The sequence below is a fragment of the Pseudoalteromonas sp. NFXS53 genome, from assembly GCF_056629255.1.
The window spans coordinates 432100-455028 of sequence record NZ_JBWVBR010000001.1; the positions used below are offsets into that span (position 1 = coordinate 432100).

A 22929-nucleotide genomic window follows, 5' to 3' on the forward strand; every position below is an offset into this window, starting at 1 on the left:
GGTGAACACAAGGCAATAAAAAAGGTGATTAATAACATATATATCAATCACCTTTCGGGTAGTTTAATAGCGTGTCAGCCCGTAAACTTAAGGATCAATACGGGCGAATATGACTTATTTGACTAGCGCCCAAGGTCCGCCATCAGCCTTAGGTTGGTCGCCTTGTGTCCACCATTTCGCGGTGTAAATTGCCTTATTGAAACTAACCTTGTCACCTTTTAGGTAAACTTTTGTGTTATCCCATGCCGCAATCCCCCCCACTGGCGGTTTGTCTTTAGGTGGGTCAAGCTTTTCAACCACAGTTACATTTGGCCAATTAACATGTGATTGATAAAAATTCGTGACACACTTTTCATAGTCACCTGGCACAAGTGCCGAATAAGCAGTTTGGTAACCCACTAATTTACACTCGAATGACTGGCCGCCTGGGCGGTCTGAGTGATAAGTCCAATCTGCTTCCCAATTAGTGTAGAGTACATCGGCAGAGCCATTGAGATTTAAGCTACCAAAAGGCGTTTGCTGCCAACAGGTATTTTCTTCGTCAGCTTCAATTGGAATGTTGTAATAGTTCGATAAACCTTCCCAGTAACGAATACGGTTTACTGGCTGACCTTTAGTACGGTTTTGCTCGCCACACTCTATGCCCCCATTGATCACATTTATGGTGGTGCCAAACCCATAACCAATACCGGCAGCGAGCTCTTTTTGAGAAGGCGTCCAAGTTCGGTCGATGACATGCAACATGGCGGGCTTTGGCGCTTGAGGTGTTAAGAAAAACCAAATAGCTGAAGCTAAGTTGAGCCAAGAATCAGCAACTAAACCGGGGTTGTTTAGCAGTACAGTTGCATCACCGTTGAACATGACTTCAGAGAAAGCACCGTAATTGAAGTGGTAAGAAAGTTGTTTTGCTCCTCGGCCAAAATAACCTTGACCATCAGCGCATGGCCAACGACGGTTTTGCCAGTCGTTTTGCCCACACCCTGTCGTGTAACCAGGTTGACCTTCAGACCACCCCATTTCACGTACATGTACGAGTGCCTGTTGCCACTCTTCTAACTGCTGTGGATTGTCAGAAATATTGTCTTTGGCAATATGTCCACCAGTTTCTTGTGCAAAGTGTGCGAATGCTGTGATGATAGACTTCTTACAAATGGCATCAGAATCACGACCATCCGTATATTCACCACAAAATGCTGGGAATTTACCTATGGCACGCAAGAAACGCGTATAAGTATATTCAGGGGCAGCCATACCTGTTAAAAAATCCCATTCTTGCTGACCAAAAACACGCTCAACGCGTTTCACGTTTTCAGGATTGTTGGCATTGTTAGGCGTGATCACTTCAACAATACTGTTGTCGCGTGTTTCTAGCGCCTTAGCCCAAATTTGATACATAGGATCAGAGGCTTTAGCATCACGCGCAGCATTAATTTCTGCTCGCGATAGTAAATAACCGTTTGAGTTGTTTGGATCATCGACAATAGTTAAAGCATTGGCCGAAGCAATTAAACCAACTTGCAGCGCAAGTAGTTTGAGAGAATGGTTTTTCATTTGAGTTCCTTTGAATCGCATGTTTCTGAAATAGGTCTCTTAACCTATTTTTAACATTAGTTGTCAAATGACATCGCTGTCAAGTCTGTATGTTAACCAATGTGAAATTAGCACTCATTGGTGGTGAACCTGTGGGGGAAGGCCTTGCCAATGAGTGCTGGTATCTAGCTTACTCTCATTTACTCAAGTCATACGTATCAGATTGGGTGCCAACTTTTCAAATTTTATAAGTTTATGATCTTAATGGCTTTTCGATTTTTTATAAAAAAGCATCTGAATGTGCAAAGCAAAATGCATCTATTGTTGCGAATTTTGGGATTTTTGACGCAAAAATAAAGGGGCATCATGCCCCTTTATCAGTCGCTTATGGAGGGTCTTACTTTCCTTTACCTTTTCCTTTTGATTGTTTGCCGCAATTACTTTCACCAGCGGCTTCTGTGAGGGCATCTCCTTCCTCCTCAGTAAGTAATCCGTTATTCACTTCAATATTCTTAGCATGGGCTACACAGCTCACGTATTGACCATGGTTTTTCCAAAGTACATCGGTGGCAGGACCTGCACAATTACAAGCATTCGCAACGTTTTGTGCACCTGAACAACCATATTGATCAGTAAGCGCACCAGAGGCTGTATCAGCACACATATCGTCATCATCTAAAATGCCGTCGCCATCGCTATCAACGACAGGTGCATCATTTTCATCATTTGGATCTGAGCCTGCAGCGACTTCTTCACCATCTGTAAAGCCGTCACCATCACTGTCAGGGTTTTGTGGGTCGGTTTGATTAAGCACTTCTTCAGGATCTGTGAGGCCATCGCCATCTGAGTCAGTGAATACTGTGCCAGTATTGGTTTCGAGCCTGAACATACCGCCAGCTAAACCACCTCCATCAAAAATTAAAAACTCAAGGGTATGATTGCCATTTAAAGACACCGGATAGGTAATGTTATTGGCATTCCAATAAGCGGATTGATAACCAACAAGATTGCCGTCTATGTAGACCCAAGAGCAGTTGTCAGCGAGTAACTTTAAAACAAAGTCGCCTTGACCGCTGATGTCAACGGCGTATTTAGTCCAGCTATGACCACCTGGGCCTTGAGAGTACAGATTACCCCAAGCATTTATCCAGCTAGCAAAGTAGCCTACACTGCCTTGCCAAGGATGGGCGTAATTGCCAAAAGAGCTGGCTGGATGTGGGTTTTGCCAGTTGGCATCGAGTCCAACACCAGGCTGAACGGTACACACCGAAGTAGGCCAGCTACCATCTGCGAATGCAGGATAAATGGGATCCCATGCAGTTACGCTTGCATCACTGGTATAAACAGTATTTGCTAAAACAGAAGTAGAAAGACACGCAGCAAAGGCTGTTGCTGCATACAGCTTTTTGGAAAAGGTTTTCATAGTGTCACCTTGCACTATTGAGTAAAGACTAGCTACAACTCCTTGACTATTGGTTTAAACCAAATAGGCAACTCTCTCTGACGTTGCAAATCAATTGTATCCCCCATAAAAAAGCTAGTTTATTGTTGCGTTAATTCAAATTATATTTGAGCTAGAGATGAATTTTCAGTGTTTGTTATGGGGTTTTTAAAATCAGAAAAAGTATAAAGTAGTATAAATTCGGGGTGTGGTCGTACCAGTTTATCTGTGTTATAAAAAACACATACATTTTATCTGATTCCACTTTAGGTTTTTACTATGAATTTACAAACTGTCCTCTCGCAATTAGAACAAGGACTGTCAGGGATTGTCCTTCCTAGCTCTTGGTGCCAAGGTCGTACTGCATTTGGTGGTGTATCTGGTGCGCTACTTTTCCAAGCAGTAAAACAAGTTGTAAAACCAACGCGTCGTGTCTTATCTATTAGTACAAACTTTATCGGTCCGCTGATTGCTGAGCAGCCGTTCGATATTAAAGTTGAAGTTTTACGTGAAGGTAAAAGCGCCTCGCAAGTATTGGCACGCATTGAACAAGACGGCAACACTTGTGTGCTTGCGCAATTTTGTTTTGGTGAGTCACGTAAGTCTGAGTTGTTGGTGAGTAATGATGAAACCCATCAATTAGTCGCGCCTAAGCCTGAGCAACGCATTCCTTATATCCCAAATATGACGCCAGAGTTTTTTCAGCATGTTGAAATTTGCTTGCAACACGGTGGTATGCCATTTACGGGCGCTATGACATCTCACTTAGGTGGATGGATGCGTTTTGCTGAGCATGAAGGTTTTCAAGATGAGCTGCAATTGCTGGCATTGAGCGATGCATGGCCACCGACTATGCTGCAAATGTATCCTCGTCCGGCACCAGCAAGTACCATGAGCTGGTACATTGAATTTTTAAAACCAGTGCAATTAGAAGAGAGTCAATGGTTTGGTTTTGAAGCGGTGACACATAACAGCGCTGATGGATACGCGATTGAAGAAGCTAAAATTTGGCACCCTGGTGGGGAGCTATTGGCAATAAGTCGACAAACGGTAGCGGTGTTTGCTTAACGCATGAAAAGAAATGGGGCTTCACTGAAGCCCCATTGATTATGATTGTCTATTTCTCATTGTAACAAGGCCGATCATTAAGCCTAGTAAGTAGAACAAGCTACCACCTGAGCCTCCCCCTTGGCTTTCACTTTTTTGTTCTGCCTTTTGGGAAGACGATGAATTATTATTGTCGCTTCCTGAGTTTGTGCTACTACTATCAGAACCAGAGTCACCAGAACCAGAATCACCAGAACCAGAATCACCAGAACCAGAATCACCTGAGCTTTCTTCTTTTTCTTCTACCTTAAACATTAAAGTATGCTTACTTGAAGCGCCTTCAATGTCATAAGTGGTGATTGGCAATTTAAATTCGCCAGCTTCTGAGAAAGTGATGGTTAACGTATTTTTTGATAGTGTCATATTGTCTAAAATACCATTTAACTCAACGATTATCGGTAAGTCTTTGTCATCAACAAAGTGCTCGGCAAACGTGATTGTTAACTCTTCATCTGTTTTAGCTGTAAACTCTAAATTGTTTATCGCTGTTGGCGCACTATTGTATGTGAGTTGCACTGACAGCTCTGCACTTTGTTCCAATGAATTACTGACAGAGATGATGAGGCTTTGAGAGTTTGTAGACTGACCATCAAATTCTAATTTACCTTGTTCAGATAATGACACGCCCTGCAGTGTTTGTGTTGTGACAAATTTAAGGTCCTGACGTTGTTGCTCGCTAAAATAGGCGGTTAAATCCCAGCTAGCTGGATTGCCTTGGTTTAGAATTAACTCGACTGATTCAGTGGTTGGTGACAGCTCATTGGTGATAACCATAGTACCTTTTGAGTAAAAGTGTAGGTAATGGTTTTTTTGTGCGTATTTTCCCTCATAAAGATTGAACTCACCAACACGTGAAAAAATGTTTTCAGCTTCAGTATCAAGCAGGTAAGTATCTAAAGTGTCGTAGTTTCCAACATCAAAAAACCACAAAGATTGAGTGTCACTCAACTGAGCTGGTTTCATTTTAGGCACTCGGGATAATGCAATATCTTCTTTAACGAATCCACTCTCTTCAAGACGGTAGATACCATGTTCACTTATACTACCAAGCCCCCAATATGCAGGTAGATAAAAACGCTTATTAACGTATGTAACTTCTCCATAGTAATCAGTCAGGCCATTAGTAAATATGGGTAAGTCGATAGTTTTATGAAGACTTAATTGAGCATTATCAAAGAGCAAGTGATGTAATTTTTGCAAATCTCTGTCAAATGCATAAATATTAATGCCATCAACAATATAACTTGTATGTTTGTTAAGTCTTGTACTCGATTCTAAGTTCAAGTCAAAGACTTGTTTGTATGTTAACCCTTCTTCACTCGCTTCAAATAAATAATAGTCACCAGCAGAAACAAACACGACTTGAGTGTCAGTTAATGCAAAAACAGCCTGCCACTCTGCAAGTTCAGAGCTGTTTTCAAGTACTAATTTACCTTTTTTGAAATTTAAATCAGTCTCGTCTTCGTTCGTCGAAATTAATGTATAAGAGTCATTTTTAACATATAAAACTTGCTTACCTAATTTGTAAAAACCGTTATATGAAGAAATTTGATTATGAAGCTGATCAGTCAGTGGGATATCTTTAGTAAATGTTTGTCCACGCTCAGATGAAAGTGCAGATAAAGTGAAAAATCGACCATTGAAGTTTAAGCTACTGCTGTCTCCAATTACGAGATTTGGGTAATAATCAGGGCCACTGGTTTTGAGTCTGCCTTGTTCTTCTTGTCTTTCTATTGAGCTAAAAGAGCCATCATTGTTAATGGCATTGACTTTTAAGCTTGTACTTTTTGAATAAAGGCGAAGTGTTTCTTTATCAAGGTTTGGGCTACTCGGCACACAGCCTGCGCATACTTCGGTCGCAGCGTAATTATTATCAGAAGTTAAAGTCAGCTCTAAAAGTTGTGCATAGTTATACGCAAGCAAACGATTGTCAGTGCTGAAGATATCATGCACTGACAAATTATCAGGCAAGAAAGCTTCGCGAGAAACTTCACGGTGGTTAGCCACACGGTTATCGGTTGTTAGTGTCAGTTCAATGACAGTGTCGTAATTATGTATGAGCAGAGTATGGTTAACTGGGTCATATGCACTGGCAATCCTTCCTGGGTATCTGAAATCAAAAGAACCGTTAAACATTTCTCGATAGTTGTTATTTAAATCAAACACCGTTAAGGCATCTTTAGCTATGTGTAAAACTAAGCCTAAATCTGGGTAATGGTGCTGTTTACCCTGGTCGAAATCTTCAACATTTATGGTGACACTGTTTCCTTTAGAGATTGAAAAGTTTGCAGGGTCCCAATAATAAGGTGTGAATTTGGTGACTGCTCTTTCACTATTTTCGTAAGCATAAAAAGCAGAGCTGGTTAGCTGACCTGATGTACTCCATGAATCAGGATTAAACTCTGTGACTTGCTTTTCAGCTAGCTTATATTCTTCAGTGATCTGCCAAACAATGATATTACCGGAGAAATCAACCGACAGAAGTGATTTACCATTTTCAGAGAGCGCATATTCCACGATATTTCTAGCATCTGAGGCAAAATGCAAATGAGGATATTCAGACTTTAAAATAAAGTTATCATCGGTTACTTCAAAAATGCTTAGCCCATCTCGACCATATAAGACGAGCGTAGATGCGTTTAATAAGGTTTTTGAAGAAGTTGCTTCGTATTGATTAATCTCATGTGAATTAATTTTTTTTAGTGTGAGATTGTTCGTATTAATTGCCGCTAAACAATCTGTACTAAATAGATAAATGCCTAAAGCGGTAAAAGTTGAGAGTATTGCTTTCATTATATGCTCCTTTAAGAGGAACGTATTCTAACTGGCTTTTTAGGTTAATGCTTTGCTATTTCAGCTTTTTATGTAATTTTGCATAAGTCATAGTTTATTAAAAACCCATTAAACCCTTAATCAATCAGAAATAAGGCTTTAATCATCAGTATCCCTAACGTGGTAAGGAGATTAGAGTGCTATGTAGGGTGAATTCTCACCAATTTTTCTGTTGCAGGTACTGTTTTGAACATATATTGAGTAAACAGTCTTGAGCAAAGAAAAAACTTCAATCCAAAGCGTTTTTTGAAACGTAGCTTATACTTATCAAATTAAAATATTCTAAACTCTATTGGAGATAGGAATGGATTACCCATGGATAAGTAAAGCGAACAGAATCTTCTCTGGCGTATTAGTTGCGCAGTTTTTACTCTCCCTCTTTATCGCTTTTTTCACTCAAACCTGGTTTGAGTCCATTGTTATTGGCTTGTTTACTCTGAGTCTCCCTTTATTTCTCATTAAGAGCGCACCGCAATCTTCTATCACTAGATACAGTGTTGGTGTGGCTGTTCAGGTGTTTGCTGCCCTCCATATCCAGCAGACTATGGGCTTAACAGAGCTACACTTTGAAATCTTTGTGATGTTGGCATTCTTGAGTTTTTACCGAGACTGGAAAGTTATTTTGGCGAGTGTGGGTTTTGTGGCTGTTCACCATATTTTGTTCTTTGTGATGCAGCTCCAAGGCTCTAGTGTCTTCATATTCGAAGAGGGTCATTTGCTGTTTTACATCTTGATGATCCATGCTTTATTCGCCGTTGTCGAAGCCGGCGTGTTGATGTATGTGGCAAAGCACTCTCACCGAGAAGCAGTTGCAGCACATGATTTATCGTCCAGTGTTAAAACCATTTTGGCAAACAATGGTAAATTTGATTTAGCCAGCTATCAGCCTAGTGACTCAAAGCAATTGGCTGATTTTAATAAGTTGATTAGTTCATTTTCTAATTTGATTACACAATCAAAACAGGTATCAGATTCCGTGGCAAACATGGCAGAGGAAGTAGCTATTCTTACCGCTCAAGCACAAAGCGCCAGTGAAGATAATGCGAATCAGATCAATTTAATAGCTACTGCGACAGAAGAAATGACAGTGGCCAGTAGTAATGTATCTGGTCAGGTTGCCAGTGCAAATGACAATGCCAATGACGCCTTTATTAATACAAATAAAACGAGAGCGATTATCGACAGCTCGGGTCAAAATATAGATGCTTTAACTCAAGAGTTAGCAGATACCTCAAATACAATCAGCGAGCTGGCTAATAAATGTAATCAAATTGAAGAGGTCATGAACGCCATTAAATCCATTTCTGATCAAACAAATTTACTTGCTTTAAATGCGGCGATTGAATCAGCAAGGGCAGGTGAACATGGTCGAGGGTTCGCGGTTGTTGCAGACGAAGTACGAAAGCTTGCTATGAAGACCCGTGAAAATGCCGAACAGATCAGTGATATCACGGCATCTTTAACCTCTGAGGCTTCTTTGTCTGTCGAGCAAATGGCTAAGTGTTTAGAACAAGCGCAAGGCACTGTGACACAAGCTAATGAAGCATCAGGTATGATGTCAGGCGTGGTGCAAAGTATTCAAAGCATTGTTGATAATATGGCGTCTGTGTCGAGTGCTGCTGAGGAGCAAACAACAGTATCTGACAGCATTTCTCAGTCAACTCAATCACTTGCGAGTAATTCAAAGCACTTACAAAGCTCTACGGTCGAAATGGGACAAAAATTTGCAAGTATGCAGCAGCAAATCAACAGCTTAAATCAGGAAATGAGTCGATTTGAAGTCTAAGTGGTTGCCAATCCTATTAATTATTTGGGCTGCAGGTTTATTGCTTGCAGTCTTATATGCTGCCAGTAATAAAGCCAAATATTTCGACCCTCAAAATGTATTGCATCAGTCGGCGCTGTCATTATCTTTCGATACTGTATTTGTTGAAGCGTTATTGAAAGAGAATTTAGAACTTGCTGGCAGTGTGATCCATTTTCAACGCAGTGATTGCTTTTGTCAGACTGTGGCGCAAAGTCATATTAATTCGGTAGAAAAGCTCGCTGAAAAACACCAGTTTAACAATGTCACTGTTACGCTAGATGAGCCGGGCATACTAAAAGCGTTTGTTCCCTCAGTACCAGCGGTTGCGGTGATCGATAAAGCGGGCAAGTTAAACTATTTCGGCCCATATTCATCTGGCATGTTTTGCTCGGAAGGCGACGGCCTTGTAGAGCCATTTATTGAAAAAGATCAATTCGCTAGAGCTGGTGCGACCGTGATATCTCAGAGTCAGGGGTGTTATTGTAACCTAACCTCTGTGTAGATATTTATTACTTAAGCCTTAAACTTCAACCGGTTATTATTATCTCGTGAATCGAGTATTTGCTGTGTATTAAACTGCTGCGTGTGTTTTGCTGCGCGGTCATATAAAAGCACATTAACTGTAGCAGCTAAATTCATACAACCTGTAGTTGGCATATAAACGACAGCACTGGCTTTATCGACAACCTCTTGTGGTAAACTGCCATCTTCTGGGCCGAATATATACAGTGCTTGTTCTGGGTGCTCAAATAAAGGCAATGGCGTTGCCCCTTCAACGAGTTCAACACAGACAATAGGAATGCCTTGGCTAACGGCTTGGGTTAAATCATCGACTTGCGTCAGTGGTATTTTCTCACTCACATTTTTAGTATCGGTTTGGTGCTTTGCCGCGATGGCATAACGCTTACCACAAAAAAACACCTCATTGGCCTCATAACAGCCTGCTGCACGCATAATACCGCCAACATTCGTTGGAGATTTAGGGTTGAATAAGCCGATGGCGCAGTAAGGTGAATTTTGATCTTTCATGGTAAAACTAAGCTGAGAAACTAAAGTCGCGCAGTATAAACGTTTCTTAGTCATCCTGCTTTATAAAATATATGCGCAAAACTACAATAAACTGAAACATGCGCCTATAAAGTCTTATTCATGATGGTTTCAACGCGATAAGTTTTTGGTTAGCATGGGGTTTTAAATTGCTCTGAGCGCCAAATGAAAAAAATTGCTGTTTTTGTCGATGTACAAAACATTTACTACACCACACGAGACGCGTTTTCACGTCAACTTAATTACCGAAAAGTCTGGCAATTTTTATCTGAGCAAGGCGATATTACTCTCGCAAACGCCTACGCCATAGCCCCAAACGACGACTCACAGCACAAGTTTCAAAAAGCCCTCAAACACATAGGCTTTAATGTAAAGCTTAAACCTTTTATTCAGCGTAAAGACGGTTCAGCGAAAGGTGATTGGGATGTGGGGATCACCATAGATATACTTGAACATGCGCCAGATGTAGACGTGATCTGCTTGCTATCTGGCGACGGTGATTTTGATTTACTGATGCAAAAAGTTGCAGTTAAACACGGCATCGAAACATGGGCCGTTGGAGTTGAGCAACTTACAGCGAATTCATTGATTAATAGCTCAAGTCGATTTATCGCGATTGAACAACCTTGGTTGTTGTAATTCGAAGTTAAAGGAATAAGCCTATTACTTGAGCATGCAGTGAAAAAATTAGACGAAATTTTTAATCACACTATTGAAGGTCTAAAAGCGCTGGAGATTGAAACCCGACATAAAATCGGTGTGTCTGTAGGTGCGATTTTATATCGCCCAAAAAAGCGCGGGGTAAACCCGCGCCTACAAAAGAGTGTGTTTAGATTTTGAGCCGATTGTTTTTGCTCGTTATCTAAACCCGACATAAAGTCGGTGCTACCGAGTTTGCCTGTAGGCGTGATTTTATATCGCGCAAAAAAAGCGCGGGCTAAACCCGCGCCTACAGAAGATGGTTTTAGACATTGAGCCGATTGGTTTTACTCGTTATCGAAACCCGACATAAAGTCGGTGCTACCGAGTTTGCCTGTAGGCACGATTTTATATCGCCCAAAAAAGCGCGGGGTAAACCCGCGCCTACAAAAGAGTGTGTTTAGATATTGAGCCGATTGTTTTTTGCTCGTTATCGAAACCCGACATAAAGTCGGTGCTACCGAGTTTGCCTGTAGGCGCGACTTTATATCGCGCAAAAAAGCGCGGGGAGAACCCGCGCCTACAGATTTAGAAACTTTGATAATTCCGTTATCGAGAAGGTGTTATCCAATTAATCTCTCACCTGACCTGTACCATTCACTAAGTATTTTTCAGTGGTTAATGACTCTAAGCCCATTGGGCCGTAGGCGTGTAGTTTGGTGGTTGCGATACCAATTTCGGCGCCTAGACCTAACTGGCCACCGTCGCTGAAACGCGATGATGCATTCACCATAACCACTGACGCATCAACACTGCGTTGGAATAGCGTGGCTGTTTCTTGGTTTTTAGTACAGATCACTTCAGTGTGATGACTACCAAATTGGTCGATGTGGTCAATTGCACCAGCAAAGTCATCGACAATACGAATGGCAATTTCTAGCGCTAAATACTCTTCACCAAATTCGTCATCGTTTAGTACTGTGACGTCGTCAAAGTATTCTGCAGCGCGTTTACAGGCATTCACTTTCACGTTGGCAGCACGCAAAATTGGGGCTACTTGGTTTAAGAACTTATCGGCGATGTCTTTATGAACCACCAAGCCTTCTAGGGCATTACATACGCCTGTACGCTGAGTTTTTCCGTTTAGTAGTAGGGCTTCTGCGACGTTTAAATCTGCGTCTTTATCAACATATAAATGACACACGCCTTTAAAATGCTGGATGACAGGTACGGTACTGTTTTCGGTCACAAAGTTGATAAGACCTTCACCACCGCGTGGAATAATAAGGTCGATGTATTCTTTTTGCTGCATCAACTCCATCATTAAACCGCGATCTGGATCTGGTACGACAGTAATGAGTGCTTCAGGCAGATTAAACTCAGCTAAAATCTTGTGCATGACCTTGGCAATGGCCATTGAGCTGGCTAGCGCTTCTTTACCGCCGCGTAAGATCACGCCATTACCTGATTTAAAGCACAGTGCGCCAGCATCCGCTGTAACATTTGGGCGTGCTTCATAAATCATACATACCACGCCTAAAGGAATACGCATTTTATTGATTTCGATGCCATTTGGTCGAGCACCCATGCTGCGCGTTCTTCCTACCGGATCGTCTAACGACACGATGGTTTCGATACCTTGTGCCATGTCTTCAATGCGTGCGGGAGTAAGCGTAAGACGGTCAATCATGGCTGGGCTTAAATCATTTTGCTTGGCATTGGCTAAATCTTCTTGGTTGGCGCTAAGAATATGATCTGTTTCTGCACGTAGCGCATTAGCCATTGCTTGCAACACTTGGTTTTTTTGCTCAGTTGTAAGTAATGCCAATACTTTTGCCGCTTTCGCCGCTTGTTTTGATAAATTAGTAATTAAGCTCATGATTGTTTTCTCTCCAGCACAGCAATGTCGTTTTTCGAAATAATAGGGCCAATACTATTTTGCATTTGGCTAGTATTTATACCATCGGTATTTTGTGTAATAAAGTTCAATAAGCAGCTGCTGTAATTACTGCTTGCTTTAGCCAAACGCTCCCCTTTGGTGTTTTTGATCAGCACGGTTTCACCTGCTGAGAACTCACCTTCTACAGAGAGGATCTCTTCACAATTGAGCTCCTCACTGTTGTGTAATCCTTCAGACTCAACAACAAGTTCGCCATGTTCGGCTGCTGTGTGTGTCATCCAGTGTTGGGCTTCTTCCATTGGGTTTTTAAATGGCGTGAATAAAGTCCCAGGATTGTCGCCATCGAGTAGTGCATTAAAAGTACCTTCATCAAACCCGTTAATGATATAAGTGGCAATACCGTGTGATGTGGCTTTTTCAGCCGCTTCAAGTTTGGTGCGCATACCGCCTGTACCCACGGCGCTATTTGGACCACCTGTCATGTCATAAATCGCTGAAGTAATGGTATTTACTTCTTTAATAAGTTTTGCATCTGGGTTTGTTTTTGGGTTTTGGTCATATAACCCGTCAACATCGGAGCATATAATTAATGTGTCAGCATCTGCCGCAGCGGCGACCATTGCCGATAAGTTATCGTTATCACCCACTTTTAAGTGCTCGGTTGTTACCGCATCGTTTTCATTGATAATTGGCAAAATGCCTTCGCTTAATAAACTAAACAAAGTTTGACGAATACTTTCATAACGTTCTTTGTCACGTAAATCAGCGTGTGTCATCAGTAGCTGTGCTGATGGAAAATCAAAAAAGCGATCCCACGTTGACATCATCTCCATTTGACCTGCTGCAGCCATAGCTTTTTTAATTGCGATGTTACTGCGATCTGGATTTTTAAAATGATGTGCGCCAGCGGCAACAGAGCCTGATGAAACCAATAAAACTTCAACACCTTGAGCGCGAGCTCTAACAATAAATTGAGCAATATTAAGCAGGTAACGTGCTTTACAGCCATCTTGTTGTGGCGCAATCAAGGCGCTACCGACTTTTATAACTAATCTTTTTGTGTTTGTTAAACTCATTTTCTGCAAGTTCCTCTTTTCCTACCGGCGCAATAGGGCATAGTTTTAAGACGTGAAAACACCATGATGGGCAAAACGCAGATGAGCAAATCTAATAAGTCAAAGACTCTTAGACATGAATACCCCGGTGCAGATGCACGACTTAGGTTAAATTAATAATTAAAAATTTGATTGTGATCCTCGCAGTAGCAAGGTATCAAACCGTTTTCGGCAGGCTAACCATGGTTTGGTTGAGCCGAAAAGGTCATGTCGCAATGAATGATTGCGTAACGGACTTTTTGACAAGCGACTAACTGTTTTGAATAACTCTTTAAGTTAAATTAGTTAGTGCTCAAAGAATTTGTGTTAAAAAGACTACTGGTTTTAGACGCTTATAGCAAGTGCCGTAACGAAATTTTAATATTTAAATTAGTGGGGAAAGTGACTATGTTTATATTTTTCAAGGTGTTATCTTATTTATCTGTTTTGTTTATAGTTCAAATAAATAGTTTGAATACTAATTATTTTTTCGAGGTTTAAAAACATCGTATGTTTATCAGGTACAAGAATTAACTCGTACCTGAGCATTATTTGGTAGGCGATTAGGTTAAGGAAGACAAAAAGTCTTGGTGAGTTGGCATGTTTTCGACGGTTTTATCGACCAGCGTTCGCAAACTTTCTATCATGTCTTTGATTTGTTCGTCACTTAACCCATCAACCAGCGGGTGAGTATCAGCAGGCGTAATACCTTGCCCAAGCATGACTTGTTGCCAAGCGATTTCAGTGAATAAGTCGTTCGGCTCGCAGTGCACTTTACCTGTTTGTTTGAACAGCTCAATTTTAGTATTCAGTGTGTCAGGAATATCCATTTGCTGACATTGTCGCCAAAACGCACTATCAGTTCGAGCATTTAACTTGTAATGCAAGATAATAAAATCACGAATGCCTTCAACTTCAATTTTGCACAAGCGGTTAAACTCATCGACAAGCGTCTGGCTAATGCCATTGTGCGGGAAAAATTTGAGCAAACGCGTTGCCACACTTTGTACAAGATGAATATTGGTTGACTCTAATGGCTCTAAAAAGCCACTTGATAGACCAATGCTGATGACGTTTTTATTCCAGACCTTTCTGCGACGACCCGTTCTAAACTTGATGATCCTAGGGTCGTTTATTGGCTTGCCTGGTAGATTACCAAGCAGTGTTTTTTTGGCTTCTTCATCGCTCATGTGTTTAGAGCTATACACTAAGCCATTACCTGTTCTGTGTTGCAGCGGGATTTGCCACTGCCAGCCAACATGATGAGCAATAGAGCGCGTGTAAGGCACAACAGTCTCTGCGTTCTCACTCGGGACTGCCATAGCGCGGTCGCAAGGTAACCAATGTGACCAATCATCGTAGCCCGTACTGAGGGTCTTTTCGATGAGTAGGGCATGCATGCCGGTACAGTCGATAAATAAGTCGCCGTTAAGCAGTGTATCGTTATCTAATAACAGGCTTTCGATAAAACCCGTTTCATGGTTTTGATTTACTTGTTTTACCGTGCCGATGACATGATTAACCCCTTGTTGTTTACCGTGTTCGGTTAAAAACTTGGCGTATAATCCCGCATCAAAATGATAGGCGTAGGCAATGCCCGGCAGATTAGTGTTTGGGAGGTGTTTGAGCTTTTGGAACTTGCTGTGTTTAGCGGCTTGGTAATTAAGTGAAAAATCCCAATAAGTGAGATTATCGACTTGGTCGTTTTTATTTTGCTCTCTAAGCCAAAAGTGATGAAAATCACAAAACGGGAAGTTTTTACCTATGTTGCCAAAGGCATGCATGTAGTTATGTTTAGGTTTTAGCCAATTCTCGAACTGAATCCCAAGCTTAATCGTGGCTTTAGACGCTTGCATGAAGTCGTGCTCATTCACACCAATGGCTTGATTGAATTGCATAATCGGTGGGATAGTCGCTTCGCCAACCCCAACAGTCGCGATGTCTTCTGACTCAAGTAGAGTCACATTAATGCTTTTACCTAGCACCCTTGCGAGTAAGTTTGCAGTCATCCAGCCTGCAGTGCCGCCACCAACAATAACGACATGGTTAATTTTGTTTTGCATAGTCTCATCCTATGTAGGCGCTGAATCAGCTACGCTGAACCTTACAATGTCTTGAACCCGACATAAAGTCGGTGCTACCGAGTTTTGGCTCAGTTGATAGATGGTATTATTTTCGCCAACTCGGCAACTCTTTAAAATCCGTATAAAAAAGCCCTTGGATTTTCATCGCAAGGGCTATCATAACTAACTTAGCTTTATCACACTCGTTTAGAACTTATATGCGAAGCCTAACGAGTAGTTACGGCCGTAATCTTGGTAATCACGTACCTGTAACGCATTGTCACCGCTTAGCGTAGTGAATGGTTCTTCAGTCAGGTTGTAACCCTGTAGGAATACAGATAGACCTTCAAGATCTTTGAAACCACCTTCACCAAAGTCATAGCCAATTTGTGCATCCCAAATTGTCTCGCCCATAATGTCTACTTGAGTTGCTGTGTAACCGATACCGTTTACGTCACCTTTGAAGTCATCACGCTTACGCATGCTAGCACGAGCTGAGAAACCGTGATTTTCATAGTAGAAAGTGAATGTTGAAATACTTTCTGAAAGACCTGGGATCTTGTATTCAGCGCCTTCAGGGTTTTTCAGATCAGACTCAACACCTGTGTAGCTTGCGATAATACCGAAGCCGTCTAGTGCTTCTGAGAAAACGTTTAGCGGTAATGTACCAGACAACTCATAACCCCAAAGCGTACCTTCACCACCATTCACTTTACCGCTACCTGTACCATTTGGGTTTGCAGGGATAGCGCCAGTTGCTGGGTCTGCAACACCTGTCATATCAACAGCATATTGACCGTCGAAGTGCCAGTTTGTAATGTCTTTATGGAATAATGCAACTGCAAAGTAACCTTCACTGCTGAAATAGTTTTCATAAGTTAGGTCTAAACCGAACGCTTCTTTTGGCTCAAGTTCAGGGTTACCACCGCCGATTGACCAGTTGTTACCATTAGAGTCTGGTTGCTGATTGTATGAAGCGCTAAAAGACGCATTCATTTCATCAAGACGTGCACGAGAGATTGTTTTCGCTGCACCAAAGCGTACTGATTGGTCGTCGTCTAGTTTTAACGTTAAGTTAAGGCTAGGTAATAAGTGGTTATAGTCATGACTGATGTCAGTAGGTGAAGTAACTACTTCACCATCCACTGTGTTAAACGCATTACCTTGTGAAGACTGTTCAGAGCGCACATAACGTAACCCCATGTTACCACTTAATGGCATGTCAGCGACTTCAGTGTCGATATCTGCTTTTACGAATAAAGAGGTTACTTTTTCACGTACAGTCCAAGACTTAGTTGCGTGAGATGAATTAGTTAAGCTTTCTTGCAGACCATAGTAATAACCGTCACGAACAAGGCCGTTCACGTCATAAGCAATCATTTCGCCCATGCCAATGAAATCTAGGTTAGCTGTACCCAGACGATATTGCTCAGGTACTACCATCATGCCAGTGTTACTCGGGTACTTGAAGCTTGAAAGCGTTAAGAAGTAACCTTCAGATAGTTTCGCCTTTTCACGGTCACGGTATGAAATACCCGCAGAAACTGATGAAATGAAGTCATTTTCAATCGCTTGCGTTGCTGCAAATTTCAGTGTCTTAAGCTCGTCTTCAACTTCAGGTGTATTGATGAAACCATCTTGTAGTTGGTTTTCAAAATCAGTACCCGTTACGTTGAATGCGTCATTTAAAGCGCCACTCCAACCCCAGCTTAAAGGGCCGCCTAATTGAATTAGGTCGTAGTCTGCATAGTTAAGGTTGTGATTGAATTTTGCGCCTGTGTTACCACCGTCAAGTGTATAGCTTAGTGTGTCTGCTTCACCACGGTTGTCACCACGACCAGTACCAGCATAGCTCTCGATACCAACGATTTTCTTTTCTACTTTTGAGTAGCTAACGTCGAAATCTAAACGTAAGTCTTCATTTACATCCCATTTAGTGTTGAAGCCTAGTGACTTCATCTCGGCGTCACGTTCGTTATAGTCGTTACGCACTACAACACGTTGACCCGCTGTTGTACCAGAAGTAATAAAGCCTGACGCATCGTCTACTGAGTTTGCACTCTTTTCACCTTGGCCCCATGCGAATGGGATTTCAATACCGCGCAGAATTTGCTTGTCTAAAAAGTCTACATATAGCGCATCGAATGTCATACGTACATCATCACGCGGTGCCGCTTCTAGTACGAACATCATAGAATCACGTTCAAGCTCAGAAGAGCGAACGTATGGTTTAGCACCACCTAGGATTGAGTACTGTTTGCCATCTTTTTCAAACTCAGGGTAGCCCCATGCATTCCAACGCTTTTCTTGGTTTGGAGAGCTCATGGTGTTAAGTGCAAATGCCACACCGATCGTATCATCAGCGAATTTGTCTAGGTAGAAGAATGTTGCCTTATGGCCTTGGTCTTCACCGTCTGGGTTTAGTTTTTCAAAACTGGTTTTCTCGATAACGCCATTAACTTGAATAATACGACCATCTTGGTCTAATGGCTTGATTGTTTGTAGGTTAACTGTACCTGCAATACCTTCACCTTCAATGCTTGCATCTGGTGTTTTATAAACGGTTACGCCGCTCATGATTTCAGAAGGGTAAAGGTCGAATTCAGCGCCACGGTTGTCGCTGATAGAAACTTGCTCACGGCCATTTAATGTTGTGCCGCTTTCATTTTCACCGAAACCACGGATAGAGATCTTACTTGCACGGCCATCTAAGCGCTGTGTAGCAAGACCTGGCAGGCGAGATAAAGATTCTGCGATTGAAGAGTCTGGTAGTTTACCGATGTCTTCAGCTGAAATGGTTTCAACTACGCTGGTAGAAAAACGTTTAGCGTTGATTGATTCAACTAGCGAGCGGCGGAAGCCTTTCACTTCGATAACTTCAACGTCTTTTTGTGCTTTTTGCTCTGCATCTTGTGCAACTGCAAACATTGGTGCACTCATTGCAGCAAAGCCACTTGCTAAAAGTGCCAAGGTCACTTTGCTTGGTTTTAGTTTTTGCATTTGTTTTATCCCCGTTGCCATAGGTGTTCGGTTATACCGTTAACATGCCAAACTTTATAGTAGCTTATGTAATCGTTCGGTCATGCCAACATGTTATGGGTTGTCGGAGCTTAATATATAGCCGTGTTGTGTTGATGAATAGTTAATGCATACGTATTCATAGTTACCAGTTTAGACTAGGCGCTTTGAATACGTATGCAAAAGCTATTCATTTGGTTGTGTCAAATATAGGGCATTCAGTAACGTATGACCTAGTTGAAAATACTTTTAAAATAATGGGACTCGCCAATGCGCAAAGTAACAAAGTCTTTGGGTTTAATTCCAAAAATGACAATAATCCCGCTTGTGGCATCTTTAAGTGCTTGCCAACTGGTAAACACACAGCAAGCTTTTGAACAACAAGCCGAGCAACTCGCAACACAAGCGACTTATGGCGCGCACTGGTTAACCTCAGAATTACTCTTACTGGCGCCTTCAGTTGCACAATCTAACTTACAGCTAAAAAGCGCCTTACTTGAAGGACAAATGTCACAGCAAATGGCATTAGATGCAGTTGAACTACCAGCCTGGGTTGCCGCTAGCTATCCACACTTAGCTGATTTCAAAGCATATAAAGTTGCACTTACCAATCAACAAGCGAAAGGCTGGACGAAAGGGCAGGTCAGTGTGGTTGATAGCAAAGGCGCACTTGTGAGCTTTGTACAGCAGGGTGAGCTATTAGACTCGCTTTATACTTTAACAGCGAATGATGCCAATGAAGTGTCTGATCTAGGTGCCACCGTACTGGCAGATTCTGTGCAATTTAAACTGTGGGCACCTACAGCGCAAAAGGTATCTTTACTAGCGTTTGGCAATAGTCTTCATAATCCGGCTAATAAAATACCGATGCAGGAAGATAAAAACACTGGCGTTTGGCAGGTAAATTCTAACAATGTCGCTGCGCTTGATTATTATCAGTATGAAATTACCGTTTATCATCCAGAAACTAAAAAAGTCGAAACAATAATTACAACTGACCCATATGCATTGAGTTTGTCAACAAACAGCACTCATGCACAAGTTGTTGACTTGAATGACAAAGTCACGCAACCAACGGGGTGGGTAAGTCATTCGGTGCCAAGCATCAATAAGCCTGAAGATAATGTGTTATACGAAACCCATATTCGCGATTTTAGTGCCAGTGACAAAGCGCTGAACAACCGTGCTTGGCGCGGTAAATATTTGGCGTTTACCGATATGAACTCAGATGGCATGAAGCATTTAACAGCGCTAAGAGATGCCGGCTTAAACAACATTCACCTTCTGCCTACTTATGATTTAGGCAGTATCAACGAAGATGCAGCAACTGTCATCGATCATACTTCAAGTATGCAGTTTGTTTGTAAGCAGCTACCTAAGTTAGAAGAGTGTCAAAGCACTTGGGAAAAAGGCACACGTGTCGTCGATGTATTAAAAAGCTATCCAACAGGCTCAGCTAAAGCACAAAAGCTTGTCAGTGCGCTACGTCAATTTGATAACTATAACTGGGGATATGATCCATTCCATTACACAGTGCCAGAAGGCAGTTATGCGACAGATTCTATGGGCGTAACGCGTATTGTTGAATTTAGAGAAATGGTTCAACACCTTCATTCAATGGGCTTTCGTGTGATCATGGACGTGGTTTACAACCATACCCATCAATACGGTTTAGCTAAAAACTCCGTGCTCGACAAAATTGTGCCGGGATATTACCACCGCTTAAATCCAACAACTGGTATTGTTGAGCAATCAACGTGTTACACCTGCGGTAATACTGCAACTGAGCGTACCATGATGGCAAAGCTGATGAATGACTCATTGGTTACTTGGGCGCGCGATTATAAGATTGATGGCTTTAGATTCGACTTAATGGGGCATCAGCCAAAAGCTGAAATGCTACAAGCGCGAGAGCGAGTGCGTGAAGTTGATCCAGATACTTACTTTTACGGTGAAGGTTGGAATTTCGGTGAAGTAGCCAATAATGCACAATTCGTTCAAGCTAGCCAATTAGAACTGGGTGGCACTGAGATTGGTACTTTTAGCGATCGTCTTCGCGATGCAGTACGTGGTCCGGGTAACAACACTCGTGACACGCAAGGTGTCGGCAATGGTTTGTTAACGCTACCTAACGAGTTACAAACTGATGAACAAACTAAGCAACGCTACTTTGTGGCGATGGATCAAGTGCGCATCGGTATGGCGGGTAATCTTGCTGAATATGACCTAGCTAATAAATACAATGGCTTAGATAAACGGCTAGGTAAAGAGGTGCCTTATGGCGACCAGCCTACGGGCTATGCGTTTGACCCGGCAGACACCATTAACTATGTGTCTAAGCATGATAACCAAACTCTATGGGATAACAGTCAGTACCGCCTAGCGTTTGATTTAACGACCACTGAACGTGTGCGTTTACATGCACAAAGCATGAGTTATGTGATGTATGGCCAAGGTATTCCGTTTATTCATATGGGATCTGAGCTATTACGTTCAAAGTCATTTTTACGTGACAGTTATGATTATGGAGATTGGTTTAATGCCACAGACTTTGCGGGGCAAAGCAATAACTATGATGTAGGTCTTCCCCCTGCCGATAAAGACAAAGATAACTGGCCTTTAATCAAAACGGTACTTGCAGGTCACCAAGACCGTGATGATGTGAGTGCTGCAGATATTCAATTGGCAAAAGGCATGTTTATCGATATGCTTAAAATCAGAAATAGTTCTGAGTTATTCCGTCTTGCAACTGCAGATCAAGTTCAGCAAAAAGTCCAATTTTTAAATACGCAAAAATCAGTGAATGATAAAAATCATCAATCAGGTCTAATTGTTATGCAGTTAGATGATACTCAGGGTGAGGCTGTAGATAACAAATTTTCGCGTATTTTGGTGATCTTCAACGCTAATAATGAACAAAATTCATTCAAAGTTGTCGAAAGTCAAGATTACCAGTTACATCCAGTGTTAAAACAGGGTCATGACCCTGTGGTCAAAGAGACAAAAATTACAGCAGAGGGAATTGATGTACCGGCACTGAGCACAGTGGTCTTAGTCAAGTATAAGTAAAACGACCTATACTTTACTGGACTTTTAGTGATTTCATCTATACTGGTTAAATTACTGAGAGTAAAGGTATTCAATTCCCCTTGAATACGAATCTAAAAGCGCCGGCTGCCCCCGGCGCTTTTTTCTTTTTAATAAGTCAAAGTAGTCTTATCTTCTTAGCAAAACCTGTAAAATACACGATAGACTATCTTTATTCTGTTTCGCTCTAGTATGACAACTCTCTCTGACAGTTACTTTTCACAAATTCATTCTCAAAAGCTGACTCAAGATCCTGCCCAAATTATCGCGTTGAATGCCTTAGATACATTGGCGAATGCACTTGAACAGGGCAAGCCATGTCAAAGTTTGTATTTATATGGCCCAGTTGGGCGAGGCAAAACCATGCTGATGGATTTGTTCTTTGCACATTTGTCGGGGGTGACCAAGCAAAGACTGCATTTTCATCACTTTATGGCACAAGTGCATCAAGCACTAAACGCACTTCAAGGTAAGCTTAACCCCTTACAACACGTCGCAAGAGATTGGGCCAGTAAAGCTAAGGTATTGTGCTTTGATGAGTTTTTTGTCACTGACATTGGTGATGCCATGATCATGGCCAGACTGTTCGAAGCCTTATTTAAAGAAGGTATGATACTGGTAACGACCTCAAACGCACACCCGTCTCAGCTTTACCATAATGGCTTAGCGCGAGAGCGCTTTTTGCCAACCATAGATTTATTACTTTTGAAGTGTGAAGTCATTAATGTGGCAGGAGAGGTTGATCATCGCTTTGCTTATGGTGCGAATTACACCTATTACTTTGTGCAGGATCAGGCAGGGTTTTTAACTCAATTTGAACGCGCTCATGGTGTGTTAGAAACTACACAAATAGAGATATGCCGCAGAGAAGTCGAAGTATTAGGTAAAAGTGAACACGGCTACTTGTTTGATTTTATGGCCTTGTGCTCAACCCCAAGAGCAACTGCAGATTATATCGAGCTGGCGAAAAATCACCGAATTATATTTATTAGCAAAGTGCCAAAGATGGGTGCAGAACCTGACGAAAAGCAAGTAACTCAAGGTATAGAAGACGGTTACCAACGCGCACATTCAAGCATTCAAAATGCCCGTTTTGATGACGAAGCGCGACGTTTTATTGCGCTGGTTGACGAGTGTTACGAGCAGCGTTGTTTATTGATAATCGATGCACAGTGTGATTTAAGCGAGTTATATGTGGGAGAGCAGTTAGCTTTTGCTTTTGAGAGAACCAAAAGCCGTTTAGTAGAAATGCAGAGCTGGTCGTTTGATTAAACATGTTCAGGGTATGCAACACTTCATTTGTCAGAAAAGAACATCCTTGTTTCTTTTGATTTGTGTGAGCCACCTTGCAGTTGACTCAAAGT

General features: G+C 41.8%; 14 protein-coding genes. 6 read left to right on the forward strand and 8 right to left on the reverse strand.

Annotated elements, in window-relative coordinates; genetic code table 11:
* Positions 1-114: 114 nt before the first annotated feature.
* Both AC1HJP_RS01795 and AC1HJP_RS01800 read right to left on the reverse strand, forming a co-directional pair.
* Positions 115-1551 (reverse strand): chitinase, encoded by a 1437-nt coding sequence (locus AC1HJP_RS01795; RefSeq protein ID WP_480359956.1) that lies wholly within the window; start codon positions 1549-1551, stop codon positions 115-117.
* A gap of 376 nt (positions 1552-1927) precedes the next feature.
* The gene (locus AC1HJP_RS01800; protein ID WP_480359958.1) at positions 1928-2953 is read right to left on the reverse strand and encodes a thrombospondin type 3 repeat-containing protein; all 1026 of its coding nucleotides are present in this window, start codon (positions 2951-2953) and stop codon (positions 1928-1930) included.
* Positions 2954-3250: 297 nt separating this feature from the next.
* Between AC1HJP_RS01800 and AC1HJP_RS01805 the strand changes: the two genes are divergently transcribed.
* Positions 3251-4039 carry an acyl-CoA thioesterase gene (locus tag AC1HJP_RS01805; RefSeq protein ID WP_480359959.1) on the forward strand — a complete coding sequence of 263 codons (789 nt, stop codon included), beginning with the start codon at positions 3251-3253 and terminating at the stop codon, positions 4037-4039.
* A gap of 39 nt (positions 4040-4078) precedes the next feature.
* On the opposite strand, the gene AC1HJP_RS01810 is transcribed toward AC1HJP_RS01805, so the two are convergent.
* Complete coding sequence (locus tag AC1HJP_RS01810) at positions 4079-6871, reverse strand: hypothetical protein (RefSeq protein WP_480359961.1); 2793 nt, start codon at positions 6869-6871, stop codon at positions 4079-4081.
* 343 nt (positions 6872-7214) lie between these two features.
* Here AC1HJP_RS01810 and AC1HJP_RS01815 point away from each other — a divergent pair, with 343 nt between their 5' ends.
* Entirely contained in the window at positions 7215-8696 is a 1482-nt protein-coding gene (locus AC1HJP_RS01815; protein ID WP_480359962.1) for a methyl-accepting chemotaxis protein, read from the forward strand.
* Complete coding sequence (locus tag AC1HJP_RS01820) at positions 8686-9219, forward strand: DUF6436 domain-containing protein (protein WP_480359963.1); 534 nt, start codon at positions 8686-8688, stop codon at positions 9217-9219. Before AC1HJP_RS01815 ends, AC1HJP_RS01820 begins: the two co-directional genes overlap by 11 nt.
* 11 nt (positions 9220-9230) lie before the next feature.
* On the opposite strand, the gene AC1HJP_RS01825 is transcribed toward AC1HJP_RS01820, so the two are convergent.
* The gene (locus tag AC1HJP_RS01825; RefSeq protein WP_480359964.1) at positions 9231-9746 is read right to left on the reverse strand and encodes an RNA methyltransferase; all 516 of its coding nucleotides are present in this window, start codon (positions 9744-9746) and stop codon (positions 9231-9233) included.
* A gap of 183 nt (positions 9747-9929) precedes the next feature.
* Between AC1HJP_RS01825 and AC1HJP_RS01830 the strand changes: the two genes are divergently transcribed.
* Positions 9930-10403, forward strand: coding sequence for an NYN domain-containing protein (locus AC1HJP_RS01830; protein ID WP_480359965.1), 474 nt, complete (start codon positions 9930-9932; stop codon positions 10401-10403).
* A gap of 631 nt (positions 10404-11034) precedes the next feature.
* Here AC1HJP_RS01830 and AC1HJP_RS01835 read toward each other — a convergent pair.
* The 4 genes from AC1HJP_RS01835 to AC1HJP_RS01850 all read right to left on the reverse strand — a co-directional run bounded on the left by AC1HJP_RS01835 (position 11035) and on the right by AC1HJP_RS01850 (position 18460).
* Entirely contained in the window at positions 11035-12282 is a 1248-nt protein-coding gene (locus tag AC1HJP_RS01835; protein ID WP_480359966.1) for a glutamate-5-semialdehyde dehydrogenase, read from the reverse strand.
* Entirely contained in the window at positions 12279-13379 is a 1101-nt protein-coding gene (gene proB / locus AC1HJP_RS01840) for a glutamate 5-kinase (protein WP_480359967.1), read from the reverse strand. The genes AC1HJP_RS01835 and proB overlap by 4 nt, the downstream gene beginning before the upstream one ends.
* Before the next feature lie 581 nt (positions 13380-13960).
* Positions 13961-15460, reverse strand: coding sequence for a tryptophan halogenase family protein (locus AC1HJP_RS01845; RefSeq protein ID WP_480359968.1), 1500 nt, complete (start codon positions 15458-15460; stop codon positions 13961-13963).
* A gap of 207 nt (positions 15461-15667) precedes the next feature.
* Positions 15668-18460, reverse strand: a complete 2793-nt coding sequence (locus AC1HJP_RS01850) for a TonB-dependent receptor (RefSeq protein WP_480359969.1) — start codon at positions 18458-18460, stop codon at positions 15668-15670.
* 288 nt (positions 18461-18748) lie between these two features.
* Between AC1HJP_RS01850 and pulA the strand changes: the two genes are divergently transcribed.
* Both pulA and zapE read left to right on the forward strand, forming a co-directional pair.
* On the forward strand, positions 18749-21547 hold the full coding sequence (pulA, locus tag AC1HJP_RS01855) for a pullulanase-type alpha-1,6-glucosidase (RefSeq protein ID WP_480359970.1): 2799 nt from the start codon (positions 18749-18751) through the stop codon (positions 21545-21547).
* Between the two features lie 210 nt (positions 21548-21757).
* Positions 21758-22837 (forward strand): cell division protein ZapE, encoded by a 1080-nt coding sequence (gene zapE, locus AC1HJP_RS01860; protein WP_480359971.1) that lies wholly within the window; start codon positions 21758-21760, stop codon positions 22835-22837.
* Positions 22838-22929: the final 92 nt, after the last annotated feature.